General features: G+C 71.3%; 17 protein-coding genes. 8 read left to right on the forward strand and 9 right to left on the reverse strand.

Going from position 1 to position 17622, the window contains the following annotated elements; all coding sequences use genetic code 11:
• Positions 1–141: 141 nt before the first annotated feature.
• A complete protein-coding gene (locus tag BJ969_RS20770) occupies positions 142–1524 on the forward strand; it encodes an amino acid permease (RefSeq protein WP_184481193.1) in 1383 nt (460 codons plus the stop codon).
• 145 nt (positions 1525–1669) lie between these two features.
• The gene (locus BJ969_RS20775) at positions 1670–2203 is read left to right on the forward strand and encodes a hypothetical protein (protein ID WP_184481195.1); all 534 of its coding nucleotides are present in this window, start codon (positions 1670–1672) and stop codon (positions 2201–2203) included.
• A 134-nt stretch (positions 2204–2337) separates the two neighbouring features.
• Here the strand turns inward: BJ969_RS20775 and BJ969_RS20780 are convergent, their stop codons facing one another.
• Positions 2338–2760 carry a nitroreductase family deazaflavin-dependent oxidoreductase gene (locus tag BJ969_RS20780; protein ID WP_343071515.1) on the reverse strand — a complete coding sequence of 141 codons (423 nt, stop codon included), beginning with the start codon at positions 2758–2760 and terminating at the stop codon, positions 2338–2340.
• A 206-nt stretch (positions 2761–2966) separates the two neighbouring features.
• Here BJ969_RS20780 and BJ969_RS20785 point away from each other — a divergent pair, with 206 nt between their 5' ends.
• The gene (locus tag BJ969_RS20785; protein WP_184481197.1) at positions 2967–3896 is read left to right on the forward strand and encodes an AraC family transcriptional regulator; all 930 of its coding nucleotides are present in this window, start codon (positions 2967–2969) and stop codon (positions 3894–3896) included.
• Between the two features lie 8 nt (positions 3897–3904).
• On the opposite strand, the gene BJ969_RS20790 is transcribed toward BJ969_RS20785, so the two are convergent.
• The 3 genes from BJ969_RS20790 to BJ969_RS20800 all read right to left on the reverse strand — a co-directional run bounded on the left by BJ969_RS20790 (position 3905) and on the right by BJ969_RS20800 (position 7105).
• Complete coding sequence (locus tag BJ969_RS20790; protein WP_184481199.1) at positions 3905–4582, reverse strand: VTT domain-containing protein; 678 nt, start codon at positions 4580–4582, stop codon at positions 3905–3907.
• 209 nt (positions 4583–4791) lie between these two features.
• Positions 4792–6357, reverse strand: a complete 1566-nt coding sequence (gene dacB / locus BJ969_RS20795; RefSeq protein ID WP_184481201.1) for a D-alanyl-D-alanine carboxypeptidase/D-alanyl-D-alanine endopeptidase — start codon at positions 6355–6357, stop codon at positions 4792–4794.
• Between the two features lie 244 nt (positions 6358–6601).
• A complete protein-coding gene (locus BJ969_RS20800) occupies positions 6602–7105 on the reverse strand; it encodes a MarR family transcriptional regulator (protein WP_184481203.1) in 504 nt (167 codons plus the stop codon).
• A 176-nt stretch (positions 7106–7281) separates the two neighbouring features.
• Between BJ969_RS20800 and BJ969_RS20805 the strand changes: the two genes are divergently transcribed.
• Both BJ969_RS20805 and BJ969_RS20810 read left to right on the forward strand, forming a co-directional pair.
• On the forward strand, positions 7282–8562 hold the full coding sequence (locus BJ969_RS20805) for an FAD-dependent monooxygenase (protein WP_184481205.1): 1281 nt from the start codon (positions 7282–7284) through the stop codon (positions 8560–8562).
• Positions 8559–9218, forward strand: coding sequence for an SDR family oxidoreductase (locus tag BJ969_RS20810; RefSeq protein WP_246457035.1), 660 nt, complete (start codon positions 8559–8561; stop codon positions 9216–9218). Before BJ969_RS20805 ends, BJ969_RS20810 begins: the two co-directional genes overlap by 4 nt.
• Before the next feature lie 136 nt (positions 9219–9354).
• On the opposite strand, the gene tesB is transcribed toward BJ969_RS20810, so the two are convergent.
• Together tesB and pyk are read right to left on the reverse strand one after the other, a co-directional pair.
• Positions 9355–10299 carry an acyl-CoA thioesterase II gene (gene tesB / locus BJ969_RS20815; protein ID WP_184481207.1) on the reverse strand — a complete coding sequence of 315 codons (945 nt, stop codon included), beginning with the start codon at positions 10297–10299 and terminating at the stop codon, positions 9355–9357.
• Positions 10300–10401: 102 nt separating this feature from the next.
• Positions 10402–11823, reverse strand: a complete 1422-nt coding sequence (pyk, locus tag BJ969_RS20820) for a pyruvate kinase (protein WP_184481209.1) — start codon at positions 11821–11823, stop codon at positions 10402–10404.
• A gap of 120 nt (positions 11824–11943) precedes the next feature.
• Here pyk and BJ969_RS20825 point away from each other — a divergent pair, with 120 nt between their 5' ends.
• Positions 11944–12267 (forward strand): VanZ family protein, encoded by a 324-nt coding sequence (locus BJ969_RS20825; protein ID WP_343071516.1) that lies wholly within the window; start codon positions 11944–11946, stop codon positions 12265–12267.
• Here BJ969_RS20825 and BJ969_RS20830 read toward each other — a convergent pair.
• The 3 genes from BJ969_RS20830 to BJ969_RS20840 form a co-directional block, all read right to left on the reverse strand.
• Positions 12218–12895 (reverse strand): TIGR02453 family protein, encoded by a 678-nt coding sequence (locus BJ969_RS20830; protein ID WP_184481213.1) that lies wholly within the window; start codon positions 12893–12895, stop codon positions 12218–12220. The two genes, BJ969_RS20825 and BJ969_RS20830, sit on opposite strands and share 50 nt — an antisense overlap.
• Positions 12896–12919: 24 nt before the next feature.
• Complete coding sequence (locus tag BJ969_RS20835) at positions 12920–13477, reverse strand: DinB family protein (protein WP_184485586.1); 558 nt, start codon at positions 13475–13477, stop codon at positions 12920–12922.
• Between the two features lie 96 nt (positions 13478–13573).
• A complete protein-coding gene (locus tag BJ969_RS20840) occupies positions 13574–14008 on the reverse strand; it encodes a hypothetical protein (protein WP_246457037.1) in 435 nt (144 codons plus the stop codon).
• Between the two features lie 248 nt (positions 14009–14256).
• On the opposite strand from BJ969_RS20840, the gene BJ969_RS20845 reads away from it, so the two are divergent.
• Together BJ969_RS20845 and BJ969_RS20850 are read left to right on the forward strand one after the other, a co-directional pair.
• The gene (locus tag BJ969_RS20845; RefSeq protein ID WP_184481215.1) at positions 14257–15129 is read left to right on the forward strand and encodes a macrolide 2'-phosphotransferase; all 873 of its coding nucleotides are present in this window, start codon (positions 14257–14259) and stop codon (positions 15127–15129) included.
• Positions 15130–15179: 50 nt separating this feature from the next.
• The gene (locus BJ969_RS20850) at positions 15180–17513 is read left to right on the forward strand and encodes a LuxR C-terminal-related transcriptional regulator (RefSeq protein ID WP_184481217.1); all 2334 of its coding nucleotides are present in this window, start codon (positions 15180–15182) and stop codon (positions 17511–17513) included.
• Positions 17514–17622 lie beyond the last annotated feature (109 nt).

Consider the following 17622-nt stretch of genomic DNA (forward strand, 5'->3'; position numbering starts at 1 on the left):
ACCGGGCCACAACGGCACATTGGCGACATTTCACCCAAGAATCGAGATCGAGTCACGCCCACCCTGCCGAGACGGTCTCACTCGGGCGTGGCACAGTACCGGTCCACAACGAGTCCTTCTTCTCTCCGCAGGAGCACGGCGATGAGCGAACCCGTCCCCGAGGAATACCGCAAAGAACTGAGCAACCGGCACATCAACATGATCGCCATCGGCGGGGCGATCGGCGTGGGCCTGTTCCTCGGGTCCGGCAAGGCCCTGAACCAGGTCGGCCCCGGCCTGATGCTGATCTACGCCATCGCCGGTTTGATGATCTTCTTCGTGATGCGCGCCCTCGGCGAACTGCTGATGTACCGCCCCGTCAGCGGCTCCTTCGCGGAGTACGCGGGCGAATTCATCGGCCCCTGGGCCAAGTTCGCCACCGGCTGGGGCTACTGGCTCGTGTGGATCGTGACCGGCATGGCCGAGATCACCGCCGTCGGCGAGTACTTCCAGTTCTGGTTCCCCGAACTGCCGCAGTGGATCCCGGCGCTCGGCGCGCTGATCGTGCTCAGCGGCGTCAACCTGATCGCGGTGAAGCTGTTCGGCGAGTTCGAGTTCTGGTTCGCGCTGATCAAGGTCGTCGCCATCGTGTCGATGATCGCCATCGTGGTGCTCATCCTGATCTTCGGGTTCAGCGACGCCGGTGACACCGCCGCCGTGAGCAACATCTGGTCGCACGGCGGCTTCTTCCCCAACGGTCCCACCTCGGCGCTGCTGGCGTTCCAGATCGTCATGTTCGCGTTCATCGGCGTGGAGATGGTCGGGCAGACCGCCAGCGAGAGCAAGAACCCGCAGCAAGTGCTGCCGAAGGCCATCAACGCCGTCATGTGGCGAATCCTGATCTTCTACGTCGGCGCCCTGGCCGCGCTGACCGCGCTGGTGCCGTGGACCAGCTTCAACGCCGACGGCAGCCCGTTCGTGCAGGCCTTCGCCCTGATCGGCATCCCCGCCGCGGCCGGGATCATCAACTTCGTGGTGATCACCGCCGCGCTGTCGTCCTGCAACAGCGGCATCTTCTCCACCGGCCGCATGCTGCGCACCCTGTCCGAGGACGGACACGCCCCGAACGCCGTCGGCAAGCTCTCCTCCCGCGCGGTGCCCTCCCGCGCCATCGCCGTCACCTTCGGCGCGATGCTGCTCGGCGTGCTGCTCAACTACGTGGCACCGGAAGAGGCGTTCACCTACATCACCAGCGCCAGCACCATCGGAGCCCTGTTCACCTGGGGCATGATCGTGATCGCGCACCTCGGATTCCGCCGCAAGGTCGCGCGCGGCGAGATCCAGGCGAACACGTTCCGGATGCCGTGGGCGCCGTACTCCAACTACGTGGTGCTCGCGTTCCTCGCGATGGTCGTGGTGCTGCTGGCGTTCGACTCCGACACGATCATCGCGCTCTACATCACCCCGGTGCTCGTGATCGCGCTCGGCATCGGCTACGTCGTATCCCGGCGGCGTTCGGCCCAACGGGAGACCGCGCGCACCTGATCCCCGCGGAAACCGTGAATTTCCCGCAGCACGGGCGGACCTGGTGCGGGAGACGTGCGAAAACCGGATCTCGGGCGAACGCCCGAGCCCGGTTGCGCCGAGTGCCGGGTTCTGTCCGCCCGCCGACCGGGGCAAGATCGTCGGCATGCACCCGGCCTCCCGCGTGCTGGTGATCAGCCGGAGCACGCAGCAAGAACGCAGCATCCAGCGGGACGGCCTGCTCGTCGTGCTCACCCAGATCGCCAACGCGGTGGCCTGCGCCGCGGCGGCGGTGCTCTGGTGGTCGTGGACGGACGGGGCGTCCCGCTGGTTCGTGCTGATCCCCGTGATCGCCGCCGCCTACAGCTGCTACGTCGCCCGCGCGCAGCTGCGCTGGCGGCGCATCCACCGGAACATGCTGAACCTGCAACTGGCGCTGACCGACCTCGGCGTCACCTACGCCTCCGCCGCGGGCACCTACTCGGCGCCCTGGTCGGCGGTGCGGCAAGTGCGGTTGCGCAGCCACCGGGCCGGTTCGCCGTACCTGGTGATCGACGTGGAGGGCTGGGGCGGGCCGCTCGGCGAATGCCCCGGCGCCGACCGGCTCGCGCTCACCCTCACCGGCACCGGTCTCCGGCCCCGCGAGGTGAGCCGGGCCGTGCACCAACTCAGCAGCGGCCAGGTGACCACCCGGAACTGAACAGCCCGTCCTTGCCTGCCTTTGATCTTGTCTTCCCAGGTGAGCGGCGTTCGCGGCCGCTGTCTTGTCAGCGGCGAAAGCCGCTGAGGTTCCGCCACCTGACCCGCTGCTCAAGCCAAGTTCAAAGCATCTGGTCAGGCGCGTTCGAGTTCTACCACTGGGATGGACCGGTCGGTGTTGCGCTGGTATTCGGCGAACTGGGGGGCCACGGCGACCTGCCTGGCGTAGACCTCGTCGCGTTCCTCGCCGGTGAGCACCCGTGCGACGACGTCGACGGTCTCCGTTCCGGTCTCCACCCGCGTCCGCGGATTCGCCACCAAGTTGTGGTACCAGGCGGGGTTCTCGGCGGAGCCGCCCTTGCTGGCGAAGATGAAGATCCGCTCGCCCTCCAGCAGCGGGACCAGCGGCGAGATCCGCTCGGTGCCCGACTTGGCGCCCACGTGGTGCACCAGCACCAGCGGGAAGCCGTCGAACGCGCCGCCGACCCGCCCGTCCCGCTCGCGGAACTCGGCGATGACCTTCCGGTTCATCTCGTCGAAGTCGATCGATTCGCTCACTGGTCGCTCCTCCCTCGCGGGAACACCGGCTCCGGCGCCGCCCGCCCCCGACACGTCGTCGAAGCCAGCGTATGCCGCGAGCGACGATCCCGACGATGCTCAGCAGGCGCACATCGATGTCCGTCCGTCGCACAGGAGGGCGCCCGGCGCACCGAACGGTCGCCGTACCGGAGGGCCGCGTCGGCGCGGTGGATATCGTTGCCGACATGGACCTGCTCGCCGACGTGCTCTCCCGGACCGGGGTCCGCGGCAGCCTGGGAGCGCGGATCGCCGCCGGGCAGGACTGGGGCCTGACATGGGGCGGCGGCACCGCCGCCGGCTTCTACGCGATCACCGCGGGCGACGCGTGGCTCGGACTCCCCGGCCACGCCCCGCGGCAGCTGGTGCCCGGCGACGTCGTGCTGCTGCCCACCGGAACCGAGCACACCCTCGGCAGCTCACCCGGAGCCGCGATCGACCGCCGCGCCTGCGCCGACGCCGAACGAGCCCAAGCCGCAGGTGAAGTGCTGCACCTCGGCGGCGGCGCGCCCCGCACGCACATCCTCGGCGCCTCCTTCTCCTCCGACGCCGCCGCATCCACCCAGGTCCTCGCCGCGCTGCCGGAGATCGTCCACGTGCACGCCGAGCACGGCAGCGAACTGGAGGACACGATCCGGCTGCTCTCGCGCGAACTGGCCCGGCCCCGGATCGCCACGGCCGTCGTGCTCGACCGCCTCGTCGACATCCTGCTCATCCAGCTGCTGCGGAGCTGGCTCGACGACAACCCCGGGCAGGTCGCGGGCACCTGGCTCGGCGTGCTCTGCGACCCGGTCGTGCGGGAGGCGATGACCGCACTACACCAGGACCCGGCGCACCCGTGGACGACCGAAGGCCTCGCCGCCAAGGTCGCGGTCTCCCGCGCCACGCTCACCCGGAGGTTCCTGCTGACGGCGGGGGAAGCGCCGGGCGGCTACCTCACGCGGTGGCGGATGGACCTCGCCGCGACCCGGCTGCGGGACACCGACGACACCCTCGACGCGATCGCGCGCTCCGTCGGCTACACCTCGGTGCACGCGTTCAGCCGCGCTTTCAGCCGCACCCGCGGTCGCGCGCCCGGCCGGTACCGGATCGACAGCCGCGCCGCCCCAGCGCGCTGAGCGAGGGTTCAGGCCGCCCGCTCGGTCTCCACCGACTCCGGCTCCACGACCGGCTCGACCTCGTCCTGGTCCTGCGCGGTCTTGCGGGAACGCCGCCACAACCACACGCCGATGCCGATGAGCACCAGCGCTCCCAGCACGATGCCGCCCGCGCGGCCGAGCACGTGCTCGATGTACTTCGCGGACGTGCCCGCCGCCCAGCCGATACCGACGTGCAGCATCGACCAGGTCGTCGCGCCGACGATCGACGTCACCAGGAAGCGCCAGTAGCCGAGCCCGCTGGTGCCCGCCGAGACCGGCACCAGCGTGCGCACCACCGGCAGGAAACGGGCGACGAAGACCGCCCCGATGCCGTACTTGCGCAACATCCGGCACGCCCGATCCCAATGCCGGACGCCGAGCTTCGCCACCATTCGTGTTTCCCGGACTCGCGCGCCATAACGTCGTCCCAGGAAAAAGCCGATGTTGTCACCGATGACCGCGCACAAGGCCACGGTCAGTGACAATCCAAAGAAAAAGCCGATATCGGTCACCGCCGCCGAAGCGACGAGCAGACCGCTCTCGCCCGGCACCAGGAAACCCAGGCCGATCGTGCACTCGCCGAGCACAAGAGCACCGGTGACCAGGATCAGCAGCGGGCGAGGAAGCCCGGCGACCATGGCCAGGAAATCGCTGACGAAGGACACGTGGAACTCCCCAGTTCACCTGTGTGTACGGGATGGTCGACCAACGGATGCCACGTTAGCTCCCACGACCCTACGGCAACCCCGGCATGACCCCCGCCACCCCCTGAGCCCACCCCGGCGCCGAATCGGGAAATCCCCCATTCCACGATCTTTGCCGCACAGCACCGCTTTCCACGGTTATCCGCGCATATCCGGCAATGCGATCAGGGTCAGCAGGACTTCGTCCAAGAACACTCCAGATCCGATTCCCCGCCGACTTCCGCGGTGTTCTGCCTGGGCACGGCCGGAATGCCGCTCGGCCGTTCGCCGGGGCCCGAGTACTCCGCCAGGCGCACCGCGATCGCGTCCTCCAGATCGTTCGGCGAATCGCCCAGGAAATCGTTGAACATCACCGCGAACACCAGCGGACGCCCGTTCGCGGCCGTGACGTACCCGGACAACGTGGTGACCCCGCTGATCGAGCCCGTCTTCGCGTGCACGTTGCCCGCCGCGGCCGTTCCCGCCATCCGGTTGCGCAGCGTGCCGCCGACGAAGCGGTCCGGTTGCGCCGCCACCGGCAGCGCCGCGTGGAAATCGGCGAACCACGGCCGCTGCCGCACGGCGTCCAGCAGCAGCGCCAGCCTGCCCGGCGACACGGCGTCCATCGACGACAACCCGGAGCCGTCGACGAGCCGCAACGCGGCCGGATCCACGCCGAGCCCCGCGAGCCGTTCGGTCAGCACCTCGATGCCCGCCGGCCAGGAACCCTCATCGCGGGCCTGCCTGCCCATGGCCTTCGTCAGCACCTCCGCGTGGCCGTTGTTGCTCAGCTTCAGGAACGGCACCAGCAGCTCCCGCAGCGGCATCGACTCGTGCTCCGCGATCGTGCGCGCACCCGCGGGAACCGTCCCCTCGGCGGTGCCCGCGACGTGGACGCCGTGGGCGCGCAACGCGCGGGCGAACACGTCCGCCGCGTAGGCGCTGGGGTCGCGCACGGAGGTGAACTCCTCCGCCGGTTCGGCGTCGGCGGGCACCGAACCGGACACGATCACCCGGTCACCGCCGTGCTCCCTGGTCACCGACAAGGTCGACTCTGAACCCGGCTCGCCCGTGGTGGCCCGCACGTCGAGCCGCACCGCATCCGTCGCGGGCTCCGGGTCGACCCGCACCGGCGCACCCGCCGCGGTGGGCGAGACGCGCAGCAGGACGTTGCCCGCGTCGAAGTCCTCGTTCGGCGCGACCGTCAGCGCCGAGACCGGGGCCGCGTAGTAGTACGGCTCGTCGTCCCAGGCCCAGCCGGTGCCCAGGGGCACGTCGTCGAACCAGGTGTCGTCGGTGAGCAACCTGCCCTGCACCACGCGCACCCCGGACGCCGCGACCTGCTCGGCCAGCCGGTCGTAGTCGGCGGCGAGCATCGTCGGGTCACCGGTGCCGCGCAGGTACAGGTCGCCGAGCAGCAACGGCCCGGCCGAGGGCGCCGCGGCGCGCACCTCCGTCCGGAACCGGTGGTCCGGGCCGAGCTCCTCCAGGGCCGCCGCGGCGGTGAACAGCTTCGCCGTCGAGGCCGGGGTGGCCCGCGCCTCCGGCTGCCTGCTGTAGAGCACCTCGTCGGTCTCCGGATCCCGCACCACGACACCCGCGTGAGAACCGGCCAGCCGAGGATCGGCGAGGATCTCGTCCAGGTCGACGCGCAGCGCGTCGGAGCCGGTCGGGGCCGCCACGACCGGCGCGGACGCCACGGGGCCCGCGACGACGCCGAGCAGGATCAGGGCGAAGACCGGTACCCAGCGACGCATCGCGCCCCCTCGTGGCGGGAAGAATCGTCCGAGCGGGTGGGTGCGCCGCCCGTGTCGGGGGGTCCTTTCGGAATGACCTTCGTAGGTGGTCGCTCAGCGAAAACCCGCCGGTGGCCGGCCCGCTCAAGCTGGTCGCTGCTCAGCGGCTTCGCCGCTGACAAGAAACCCGATCAAAAGATCATTCTGCAAGGACTTCCTGGGCGAAACCTAGACAACCTCTCGTGCCCGGTCAACGATCGAACGGTCAGCGGCCCGCGCTCCCGGCGCCGCGGTCCGCGAGCGCCGCCGCGCCCGCGCCGTCGGCGTCGAAGTCCCGCATCACCGCGTGCATGCGGTGCAGGAAGCGGTGGATCACGACGATCTCCGCCGGGTCGAACTCCGTCAGCACCTCCCGGCCGCGGTCGGCCAGCGCGCCGAAGTACTCCGCCGCCACCGAGCGCGCCGAGTCCGTCGGCCGCAGCTGCACTTGGCGGCGATCGGCGCTCTCCCTGCTGCGCTGCACGTGCCGCTTGGCTTCGAGCCGGTCGACGATCGCCGTGATCGCGCCCGAGGTGAGCACCAGGTCCTGGCGCAGCGCGCGCGGCGTCGCGGGCGCGCCCCGCCGGTCCGCGTCCATGATCAGGATCAGGGCGCGCATGTCCGTCGGGTGCATGCCGTGCCTGGCCGCGAAGGCCTGCGAGATCCGCTCGCCCTCGATGCCCTGCTCGCGCAAGAGCTCCAACACCTGCTGCTCGATCGGTGCCTCCACCGGCCGCCTCCCCTGGCTTCGCGAAACCGGGATCATAACAACGACGACTATCTCAACGATTGACATTCTTGGCAACCGTCATTATCTTGGCCGCAGAGACATCCATCCGCGGGACGACGACGCCGTGCCCGCTCCGATCACCGCACCTCCGCGACCACCGAGACGAGGTGAAACCCGTGCCCGACGAGACCGGACGGCACCGCGCGCAGCACTGCGCGATCGTCGGCGGCGGGCCGGGCGGCATGGTGCTCGCGTACCTGCTCGCCCGCGCCGGTGTGCGGGTGACGCTGCTCGAATCGCGGCCGGACTTCCGGCGGGACTTCCGCGGCGACTCGCTGCACCCGTACACGCTGGAACTGATGCAGCGGCTCGGGCTTGCCGAACGGCTGCTGCGGATCGAGCACGCGCGGGCCACCACCTTCCGGTTCCACACCACCTCCGGGACCGTCACGACCGCCGAGTACGGCGGCCTGCGCGGCCCGTTCCCCTACGTCGCGCTGATGCCGCAGGCCCGGTTCCTGGACTTCCTGGCGGCCGAGGCCGCGGCGCTACCCGGATTCCGGTTGCTGCTCGGGGCGAAGGTGACCGGAGTGGTCGACGACGGCGACCGGATCACCGGCGTGCGCTACCGGGACGACGACGGCGAGCACCGGCTGGACGTCGACCTCGTCGTGGGCGCCGACGGGAGGTTCTCCCGGATGCGGCGCCTGCTCGACCTCCCCGCCCGGTCGCTGGGGGCGAGCTCGGACATCCTGTGGTTCCGCCTGCCCCGGCGGCCCCACGACCCGCCGACGGCCGACGCGGACCTCTACTTCGGGCCGGGGCACTACGTCTCCACCCTCGGGCAGGAGGACGGCTGGCAGGTCGGCTACACCGTGCCGAAGGGCGGCTACCCGGCGGCGAAACGCGCCGGGGTCGGGCCGATCCGCGACTTCCTCGCCGCACGGGTCCCGTGGCTGGCCGACCGGGTCGACCAGCTGGCCGGCTTCGACCAGATCACCCTGCTGTCCGTGGAGATCTCCCGCGTCGAGCGGTGGCACCGCCCCGGCGCGCTGCTCATCGGCGACGCGGCGCACGTGATCTCACCGGTGGGCGGCAACGGGATTCTGATGGCGATCCAGGACGCCGTCACCGCCGCCAACGTGCTGATCCCCGCGCTCCGGCAGGACGACCCTCCCGGTGAGGACGTGCTCGCCGAGGTGCGGCGGCTCCGCGAACCCGCCGTCGAACAGGTGCAGCGGCAGCAGGTCCGCACCGAGTACCGGGTGGCCGCCGTCCTCGCCGGCGACGGCGACTTCCGGCCGAACCCGCTGCTGCGCGCGGCGCTGCGGCTGCGGTCGGTGCGGCGCCGAGCCGCTCGCGCCAACGCCTACGGCCCCTTCCCGCCCGCGCTCGACACGACCCTGCTGGACCCGAACCCCGACCCGGCCGGTGGGCCGACGCGAAGGAGCCGATGACCATGCTCGTGACCGTGCTGGGAGCCACCGGGAAGACCGGCGCGCTGATCGTGGCGGAACTGCTCGCGCGCGGGCTGCCGGTCCGCGGGGTGGTGCGCAGGCCGGAGGCCGCGGACGTCGTGCGGTCGCAGGGCGCCGAACCGGTGCTGGCGGATCTGCGGTCGGCGACGGAACCGCTGGCCGACGCGCTCGCCGGCTCGGACGTCGTGATCAACGCGGCCGCCGCGAGCGACCCGCAACCCGGCCTGGCCGAAGCGGTGGACCGCGACGGAGCGATCAACGCCGTCAACGCCGCGCGGAAGGCCGACGTGCCTCGGTTCCTCCAGGTGTCGTCGCTGTTCGCGGACCGCCCCGATCAGGGCCCGGAATTCCTGCACCGGGTGCTGCGCGCCAAGGAGGTCTCGGACCGGGCGCTGGCCGACTCCGACCTGTCGTGGACGATCGTGCGCCCCGGCGGCCTCACCGACGATCCCGGTACCGGCCTGGTCCGGATCGCCGACCGGCTCGACATCGCGCCGGGAGTCCCGCGCACCATCCCCCGCGCCGACGTCGCGGCGGTCACCGTCGCCGCCATCGACGCACCGTCCAGCCGGTGCCGCGCCTTCGACCTCACCAGCGGGGACACCTCGATCCCCACGGCGCTGAGCGGCGCATGACCACCGCGCGCCGCTGAAACGAGCAGCACGCCCGGCGGGGCGCACCGGCCGTTCCGCCGGGGGTCGGCGGGGAACCCCGCCGCACGCGAAACGGGGCTCCCCGGCAACCGCCGGAGAGCCCCGTCGTTCGTCGTGATCAGTCCAGGACGCGCAGCAGGCCTTCCTGCACGACGGTCGCCACCAACCGCCCGTCCTGCGAGAAGAACCGCCCCGTCGCCAGCCCACGAGCACCGGACGCGCTCGGCGAGGCGCAATCGTAGAGCAGCCACTCGTCGGCGCGGAACGGGCGGTGGAACCACATGGCGTGATCCAGGCTCGCCCCGGAGACCTTGTCCAGCATCCAGTACACGCCGTGGCGCACCAGCACCGAATCCAGCAGCGTCAGGTCGGAGGCGAACGCCGCCATGCACACGTGCAGCAGCTTGTCGTCCGGCAGCCCGCCGTCGGCCCGCATCCAGACCTGGCTGCGCGCCTCCCGCTCGGAGTCGTCCTTGCGCACCCACGGCGGGTCGGTGACGTAGCGGACGTCGATCGGGCGGGGCTGGTACGGCGTGCCGCCCAGCTCCCCCAGCAGGCTGCCGACCTGCTCGCCGTACGTCGGCAGCGACTCCGGGTCGGGCACGTCGGGCATGGTCTCGGCGTGGTCGATGCCGTCCTCGACCAGCTGGAACGACGCCGACAGCGAGAAGATCGGCTTGCCGTGCTGCACCGCCACGACCCGGCGGGTCGTGAACGACCGGCCATCCCGGGTGCGATCCACCTCGTAGACGATCGGGACGCTCGGGTCACCGGGCCGGATGAAGTAGGCGTGCAGCGAATGCACCGGCCGGTCCTCCGGCACGGTGCGCCCGGCGGCGACGAGCGCCTGCCCGGCGACCTGGCCGCCGAAGACGCGCACCGGTGATTCGGCGGGGCTGACCCCGCGGAAGATGTTCTCCTCGATCCGTTCCAGATCGAGCAGGGCGATCAGCCGGTCCAGCACGGGCTGGCCGTGCGGCACACCGTTGACGTCCAACGGGACCGAGCTGTCGATGTGCAGGCCTGCCGGGTCGGCGGCAGCCGCTCGTGCCGCTTCGGTCACTTCTGCTCCTCGGGCGAATCGGGGTGGATCACCGGGCGGGAACGACGGTGTTCCCGCCCTTGCCGGTCAGTGCGACCGACCCACTCCGCGCGCGAACACGGATCAGACGTGGTCTTCCTCGCCGAGCCGGTGCACCCGGATCAGGTTCGTCGAACCCACGGTGCCAGGCGGGGAACCCGCGACCACGACGACCATGTCGCCGCGCTGCGAACGTCCGAGCGAGAGCATCGCCTGATCCACCTGACGGACCATCTGGTCGGTCGTGTCCACTTTAGGCACGAGGAACGTCTCAGTCCCCCAAGTGAGAGCGAGCTGACTGCGGACCGACTCCTCCGGCGTGAACGCGAGCAGCGGCAGCCGGGTGTGCAGGCGGGCGAGCCGCCGCACGGTGTCGCCGGACTGGCTGAACGCGACCAACGCCTTCGCGCTGAGCCGCTCCCCGATGTCGCGCGCCGCGTAGGAGATGACGCCCCGCTTGGTGCGCGGCACGTGGCTCAGCGGCGGCGGCGTGGGCGATCCGTCCTCCACGGCCTCGACGATGCGGGCCATCGTCTGCACGGTCTCGATCGGGTAGTCCCCGACGCTCGTCTCGCCGGAGAGCATCACCGCGTCGGTGCCGTCGAGCACGGCGTTGGCCACGTCCGAGGTCTCGGCGCGGGTCGGCCGCGAGTTGTGGATCATCGAGTCGAGCATCTGGGTGGCGACGATGACCGGCTTCGCGTTCTCCCGCGCGATCCGGATCGCCTTCTTCTGCACCAACGGGACGTGCTCGAGCGGGAGTTCCACGCCGAGGTCACCGCGGGCGACCATGACGCCGTCGAAGGCCAGCACGATGGCCTCCAGGTTGTCCACCGCCTCTGGCTTCTCCAGCTTCGCGATCACCGGAAGCCGGCGCCCGACGCGGTCCATCACCTGGTGGACCAGGTCGATGTCTGCGGGGCTGCGCACGAACGACAGCGCGATGAAGTCCACGCCGAGTTGCAGGGCGAACTCCAGGTCCGCGATGTCCTTCTCGGACAGCGCGGGCACCGAGACGTCCATGCCGGGCATGGACAGGCCCTTGTTGTCGGAAACAGGTCCGCCTTCGACGACGTCGAGGACGACGTCGTTGCCTTCGACGGCGGAGACGGTCAGGCCGACCTTGCCGTCGTCGACCAGCACCCGGTCGCCGACCTTGGCGTCGGCGGCCAGGCCCTTGTAGGTGGTGGAAACGCGATCATGAGTGCCTTGCACGTCGTCGATCGTGATTCGCACGACGTCGCCGGTGTTCCACTCGACCGGACCGTCCGCGAACTTGCCGAGGCGGATCTTCGGTCCCTGCAGGTCGCCGAGGATGCCCACGGCACGGCCACTTTCCTTCGCGGCCGTCCGCACCAGGTCGTAGACCTGCTGGTGGTCGCCATGGCTGCCGTGGCTGAAGTTCAACCGGGCGACGTCCATTCCGCTGCTGACGAGCTCGGCCACCTTCTCCGGTGAGGCGGTGGCGGGGCCCATGGTACAAACGATCTTGGCTCGTCGACTCACGTTGTGTCAGCCTAGTCTCCTTGGACGCGCGTCGAATACGCAGCCACCTGGAAACGAACCGATCGGGATCTTGCGGTGCTGAATCATTACAGGCCACGGCCCGGTCAGCTGCTCTTCGGTGTGATCTTCGCGATCAGCCTGATCATCTTGTTCACCCCGGCGTCGGGCGTCCCGTCCGCGCCGCCGGGCACCGACAAGGTCGTGCACTTCGTGCTGTTCGCCGCCTTGGCCGCGAGCGGGACCGCCGCCCGCGTCCCCGCCGCCCCGCTCGTGGTGGGGCTCGTCGGGTACGCGGCGCTGTCCGAAGTGCTGCAGGCGGTGCTACCGCTGGGCCGCAGCGGAGACCTGCGGGACGCGCTGGTCGACGTGCTCGGCGCGCTGGTGGCCCTGCTGCTCACCGCCGCCGCTCGGTCGGTCCGACGTGGTCGGCGCACCACTGGTTGAGCTCGCGCAGCTCCCGCCAGCCCTTGCGGACGCGGCTCGCGCACCCCCGCTCGTGCAGCAGGTCGTCCGGTTCCCAGCGGCGCGCCGCGTAGAGCGTGCGGTGCCGCAGCAGTTCCAGCCGCGGATGGTCGGCGGGCACGCCGCGCGGGCGGGTGGCGAGGGTGTCGCCGGTGATCTCCCAGCGCGCCCCCAACGCGGCCAGGACCTCGCGCAACCGCTCCCCGTGGACCGGCTCGTCCACCGCCGTGCGGTAGCGCGCCAGCTGGTCGGATTCGGTGTGGAAGCAGCCGCCGGCGATCAGCATGCCCGCAACGCTGACCTCCACGTAGTAGGCCCCGCCGCCGCGCCCCGCTTCGATCACGGCGCCGCAGTGGGTCTTGTACGGCGACTTGTCGGGGCTGAACCGCACGTCCCGGTGCGGCCGGAACACCTTGCCCTTGCCGCTCGCGCCGCCGGAGCCGACCCCGGCGGCGAACTCCGGTTCCAGCTCGGCGAGCAGCGCCTCCATCGGAGCCCGCACGTGCTCGCGGTACACCGCGAGCTGATCGCCCCAGTAAGCCTTGGAGTTGTCGGCTTCGAGCCCCTCGTAGAACTCGACGGCACCGTCCCCGAACCCTTCGAAACGCACCCGATCAGCCTATATCGACCGCGATCAGGCACGGGTCGCGCGGGCGACCCGGTCGAGGCGGTCGTGGTGGTCGCGCCACCACTGCTCGTCGCGCGCGGGAAGGTTGCCGTTGTCGGCTCGCCGGCCCGCGGAACCGTCGACGAGTTCGCGGACGATGTCGGCGTGGCCCGCGTGCCGAGCCAGCTCGGCGAGCACGTGGCACAGGATCCGGTGCAGGGTCATGCCGCCGCGCTCCGCAGGCCACCACGGCACCCGGCCCGGCGCGTCCAGCGGCAACGCCGCGATCGTCGCGTCCGCGTGCGCCCAAGCCCGGTGGTAGAGCCCGATGATCTGCTCCCGCGTCTCCTCCGCGGTCGCCCACATGTCGTCGTTGTCTGCCCCGTTCTCGATCCACGGCATCGGCTCCGGGAAAGGGCGGTCGAAGACGATGCCGAAGTAGCCCACCGCGACGGTCGCGACGTGCTTGACCAGGCCCAGCAGGTTGGTGCCGGTGGGCGTCAGCGGGCGCCGGACGTCGTACTCGGAGAGCCCGTCGAGCTTCCACAGCAGGGCGTCTCGCTCCTCGCGCAGGTACTGGTGCAGGTCGTCCTTGGCATCGGTTCCGGTCTTGCGCGCAGCCTGGCACCGGGCACCGACATCGCGCTCTCCCTTTTCCCGGCTCGCACCACGGCGGAGGGCTCAGCCGACGTGCACGTCGAGCTCCATTCCGACGTGCCGGTGGTTCCCGACGGGGCACCAGAAATCGTAGGTGCCGCGGGTCAAGGTGACGGTCAGATCCGCGGACTGCCCCGTCTTCACCGTGATGGTGCGCTTGTTCTCCACACCCGGTCCTTTGACCTCCAAGGCGTGCGGCGCGATTCCCCGGTTCACCGCCCGGAACGTGTAGCGACCGGGTGGGAGGTGCGACGGCATCAGCAGCCGGTAATCGACCATCGTCACCGTCACCTTCCGCGGGGAATCGCCCTCGGCCGGTTTCGCGGCGGCACCGGCGGCGACCGCGCCGCCGCAGAGGGCCACGATCATCGTGAACGCGCTGAGCAGCACGATCAGCGTTCGCGACCTCCGCCGGGCCCGGTGGCCGGGGAACTCGTCCTCGGGCAAGTGGAATGGCATCGCACACCCCCGGAGCACGTGGAAATGGGGATCCGATGCGCGCGGAGGAACGCCTCCGCGCGATCACCGGGCCCGTTCTACGACCGTTCCAGCGTAATTCCGCGGGCACGCCGGGTCGTGCCCGCGCGAAGGCCGCTGTGACACCCGGGAACCGCCGGGGGAATTGTGGCGCCACCGCACCCGGAAACGGTCCGAAAGTCCCGCAATTTCCGATGACACCGCTCGCCGCCGCCCGTTAACGTGCCGACATGATCACCGACGTGGCCCGCACGCACGGACTGGACGTGCGCGTCGACGAGGTGAACGAGACCGGCTGGGACTTCCGCGTGCACCTCGCGACCGCCCGCGACGGGACGCGGTGGGTCCTGCGGGAACCGCGCCGGGCGGGCGTCGCGGCGCGCCTACCCGCCGAGGGCAGGCTGCTGGAGGTGCTGCGGCCACGGCTGCCGGTGGAACTGCCGCGCTGGGAGATCCGCGCTCCCGACCTGGTCGCCTACCGGCGGTTGAGCGGCGAGCCGCTGGCGGCCGAGGACCCGCTCACGCTCGACGTGGATTTCGGAACGGCCGACGAGGACTACCTGGTGCGGCTCGGCGAGGTCATCGCGGCGCTGCACGGCACGCCACCGCACCTGCTGGCGTCCACCGGCGTCGAAGCCGGCGGACCGCGGGCGCTGCGGGCGGAGATCGACGCCGAACTCGCCGAAGGGGTCGCCCTGCTGCCCGTTCCGGAGCACCGGGCGCGGCGGTGGCGCAACTGGCTCGCCGACGACCGGTACTGGCTCGGCGCGGGCGTTCCCGTGCACCGGGACCTGAGCCCGAACCACACCCTGGTCGACGGGGCGGGGAGGCTCGTCGGGCTGCTGGACTGGGCGGACGCGGCCATCGACGACCCAGCGCAGGACTTCGCCGCCCCCTGCGCCGCCTTCGGGCCGGACGGGCTGCGACGCCTGCTGACCGCCTACACCGCCGCCGGCGGGAACGCGCGGGAATCGCTGCACGAGCACGTCGTGGAACTCGCCGAGTTCCGGCGCACCGTCTCGCTCGGACTGCACGGGCTACGCGCCGGACAGGCCCGCTTCGTCGATCTCGCGCGCTCCAGGTTGACCTTGGCAAGCCGTTGACCTGCAAGATCGCCCCGACCGACAGGGCGAAGCCGGGTTAGGCTCGGGGCGTGGTCTCCAGTGCGCGGTCGGCCCGCGTCCGCGAGTCGGCGGGCAACCTACCGGTCGACGTCACCAGCTTCGTCGGCCGGCGACATGAGATCACCCGGACCAAACGCCTGCTCGCCGAATCCCGGCTGGTCACCCTCACCGGCCAGGGCGGGGTCGGCAAGACCCGGCTGGCGTTGCGGGTGGCCTCCAGCATGCGGCGGATCTTCCGGGACAAGGCGTGGTGCGTGGGCCTGGAGGAGCTCCGCGACGGCACCCTGCTCGCCGAAGCCGCCATCGAACAGCTCAGCCTCGGCGGACCGTCCTCGGGCACCGACGTGGACGCCGTCGTCGAACACCTGCGGCACCGGGAGATGCTGCTGGTGCTGGACAACTGCGAGCACGTCATCGAGGACGCCGCGCTGTTCGTGGACTCGGTGCTGCGCTGGTGCCCAGGCGTGCGCATCCTCGCCACCAGCAGGCAGTCGCTGGGCGTGGCCGGGGAGGCGACGCTGGTGGTGCCGCCGATGCAGATCCCCGACCTCGACGACCCGCCACCACCGGAGTCCTACGAGCAGTTCTCCTCGGTGCGGCTGTTCCTGGACCGGGCGCGCTCGACCGTGCCGGAGTTCGAGGTCACCGCCGAGGACGGCGCCGTGCTGATGCGGCTGTGCGCGCGGCTCGACGGCAACCCGCTGGCGATCGAGCTCGCCGCGGTGCGGCTGCGGTCGCTGTCGCTGCAGCAGCTGGAGGAGCGGCTCGTCGAGCGCTACAACCTGCTCAGCGAGGGGCGCCGCGGCGCGCCGCCGCGGCAGCAGAGCCTGCGGGCGCTGATCGACTGGAGCTACGAGCTGTGCTCCGAGCAGGACCGGATCGCGTGGGCGCGGGTGTCGGTGTTCGCCGGGAGCTTCGGGCTGGCCGCCGCCGAGCACGTGGCCAGCAACGGGCTCAGCCGCGTCGACGTGCTGGGCTCGATGCACTCGCTGGTGGACCAGTCGATCCTGGTGCGCGAGGAAGAAGCCGGTGAGGTGCGGTTCCGGTTGCTGCACGCGCTGCGCGACTACGGCCAGGAACGACTCGACGCCTCCGGGGAGCGGCAGCGGGTGCTGGCCCGCCACCACGAGTGGTACGCGGAGCTCGCCGACCGGTTCGCGGCGGACTGGCTCGGCCCGCACCAGACGGCGTGGGTGCGAGAACTGCGGCTGGACCTGGACAACCTGCGGCTCGCGCTGGACACGGCGGCGCACGAGCGGCGCACCGCGGCGGGCGCGCTGCGGCTGGCGTCGCGGCTCACGCCGTTCTGGAGCATCCGCGGGCTCAACGGGGAGGCGCGGCACTGGCTGGAGACGGCGCTCGAACACGTCCCGCCGGACACCCCGGAGCGGCCCGCGGGCCTGCGGGCCACCGCGTGGTTCGCGCTGCTGCAGGGCGACACCTCGACCGCCCTGCCGCTGCTGGAAGAGGCGGCGGCGCTGGCCGCCGAGCACGACGACGAGTACGAGGTGGCGCACGTGACGCAGATCCGGGGCATGGCGGCGTTCTTCCGCGACGACCTCGCCGAGGCCGAGGAGCTGCTCGCGGACGCGCTCGGCCGGTTCCGGGACCTGGAGGCGGTCTACGGGGAATGGTTCGGGTTGTTCGCGCTGGGCCTGGTCAAAGGGCTCCGCGGCGATCGGGACGGCGGGATCGCGCTGCTGCGGGAATGCATCGAGGCGGCGACCGGGCGCGGTGAACTGCTGTGGCGGTCGGCGGCACTGTGGGCGAGCGCGCACATCGAGATCCTGCGCGGGGCCTCGGCGCGCGCGGAGACGGCCGCGAAGGAGGCGCTGCGGTTGCAGCGCACGCTGGACAACCGGCTCTCCAGCGCGTTCACCATCGACATCCTGGCGTGGATCGCGCACGGGCTGGGTCGCGACGAGCGGGCGGCCCGCCTGTTCGGGGCGGCGTCGGCGGTGTGGGACGCGGTGCGCGCCGCACCCGAGTACTACGGGCGGTTCCAGTCCTCGCACGACGAGAACGAGCAGGGCGCGCGCCGCGCGCTGGGCGACCGCGCCTACCGGGAGGCCTTCGACCGCGGCTACGAGATGTCGCCGGAGTCGGCGGTGGACTACGCGCTGGAGCTCAAGCGGACGACGCGCAGCGTCGCCCCGGACGAGCTGACCGCGACGACGCTGACCAAGCGGGAGCGGGAGATCGCCGAACTCGTCGCGCAGGGCAGGACGAACAAGGAGATCGCGGAGACGCTGGTCATCGCGCAGCGCACCGTGGAAGGCCACGTGCAGCACATCCTGACCAAGCTCGACTTCTCCTCCCGCGCCCAGATCGCCGGCTGGCTGGCGGGACGACGTTCTTCTTGACGTGAGCACCCGGCGGCGGGAAGGCTCGGCCACCGACGCCGGGCCCTCGCCGCACCGGTCGTCGCCGCGTGCCGAGCGGCTCGGAGATCGCCGCACCCGTCCGCCTCCG

Source organism: Saccharopolyspora gloriosae, assembly GCF_014203325.1.
Taxonomy (GTDB): domain Bacteria; phylum Actinomycetota; class Actinomycetes; order Mycobacteriales; family Pseudonocardiaceae; genus Saccharopolyspora_C; species Saccharopolyspora_C gloriosae.

Coding starts and splice junctions, on each gene's coding strand:
- BJ969_RS20770 (WP_184481193.1), top strand. CDS start 142: ATGAGCGAACCCGTCCCCGAGGAATACCGCAAAGAACTGAGCAACCGG.
- BJ969_RS20775 (WP_184481195.1), top strand. CDS start 1,670: ATGCACCCGGCCTCCCGCGTGCTGGTGATCAGCCGGAGCACGCAGCAA.
- BJ969_RS20785 (WP_184481197.1), top strand. CDS start 2,967: ATGGACCTGCTCGCCGACGTGCTCTCCCGGACCGGGGTCCGCGGCAGC.
- dacB (WP_184481201.1), bottom strand. CDS start 6,357: ATGCGTCGCTGGGTACCGGTCTTCGCCCTGATCCTGCTCGGCGTCGTC.
- BJ969_RS20810 (WP_246457035.1), top strand. CDS start 8,559: ATGACCATGCTCGTGACCGTGCTGGGAGCCACCGGGAAGACCGGCGCG.
- BJ969_RS20840 (WP_246457037.1), bottom strand. CDS start 14,008: ATGCCATTCCACTTGCCCGAGGACGAGTTCCCCGGCCACCGGGCCCGG.
- BJ969_RS20845 (WP_184481215.1), top strand. CDS start 14,257: ATGATCACCGACGTGGCCCGCACGCACGGACTGGACGTGCGCGTCGAC.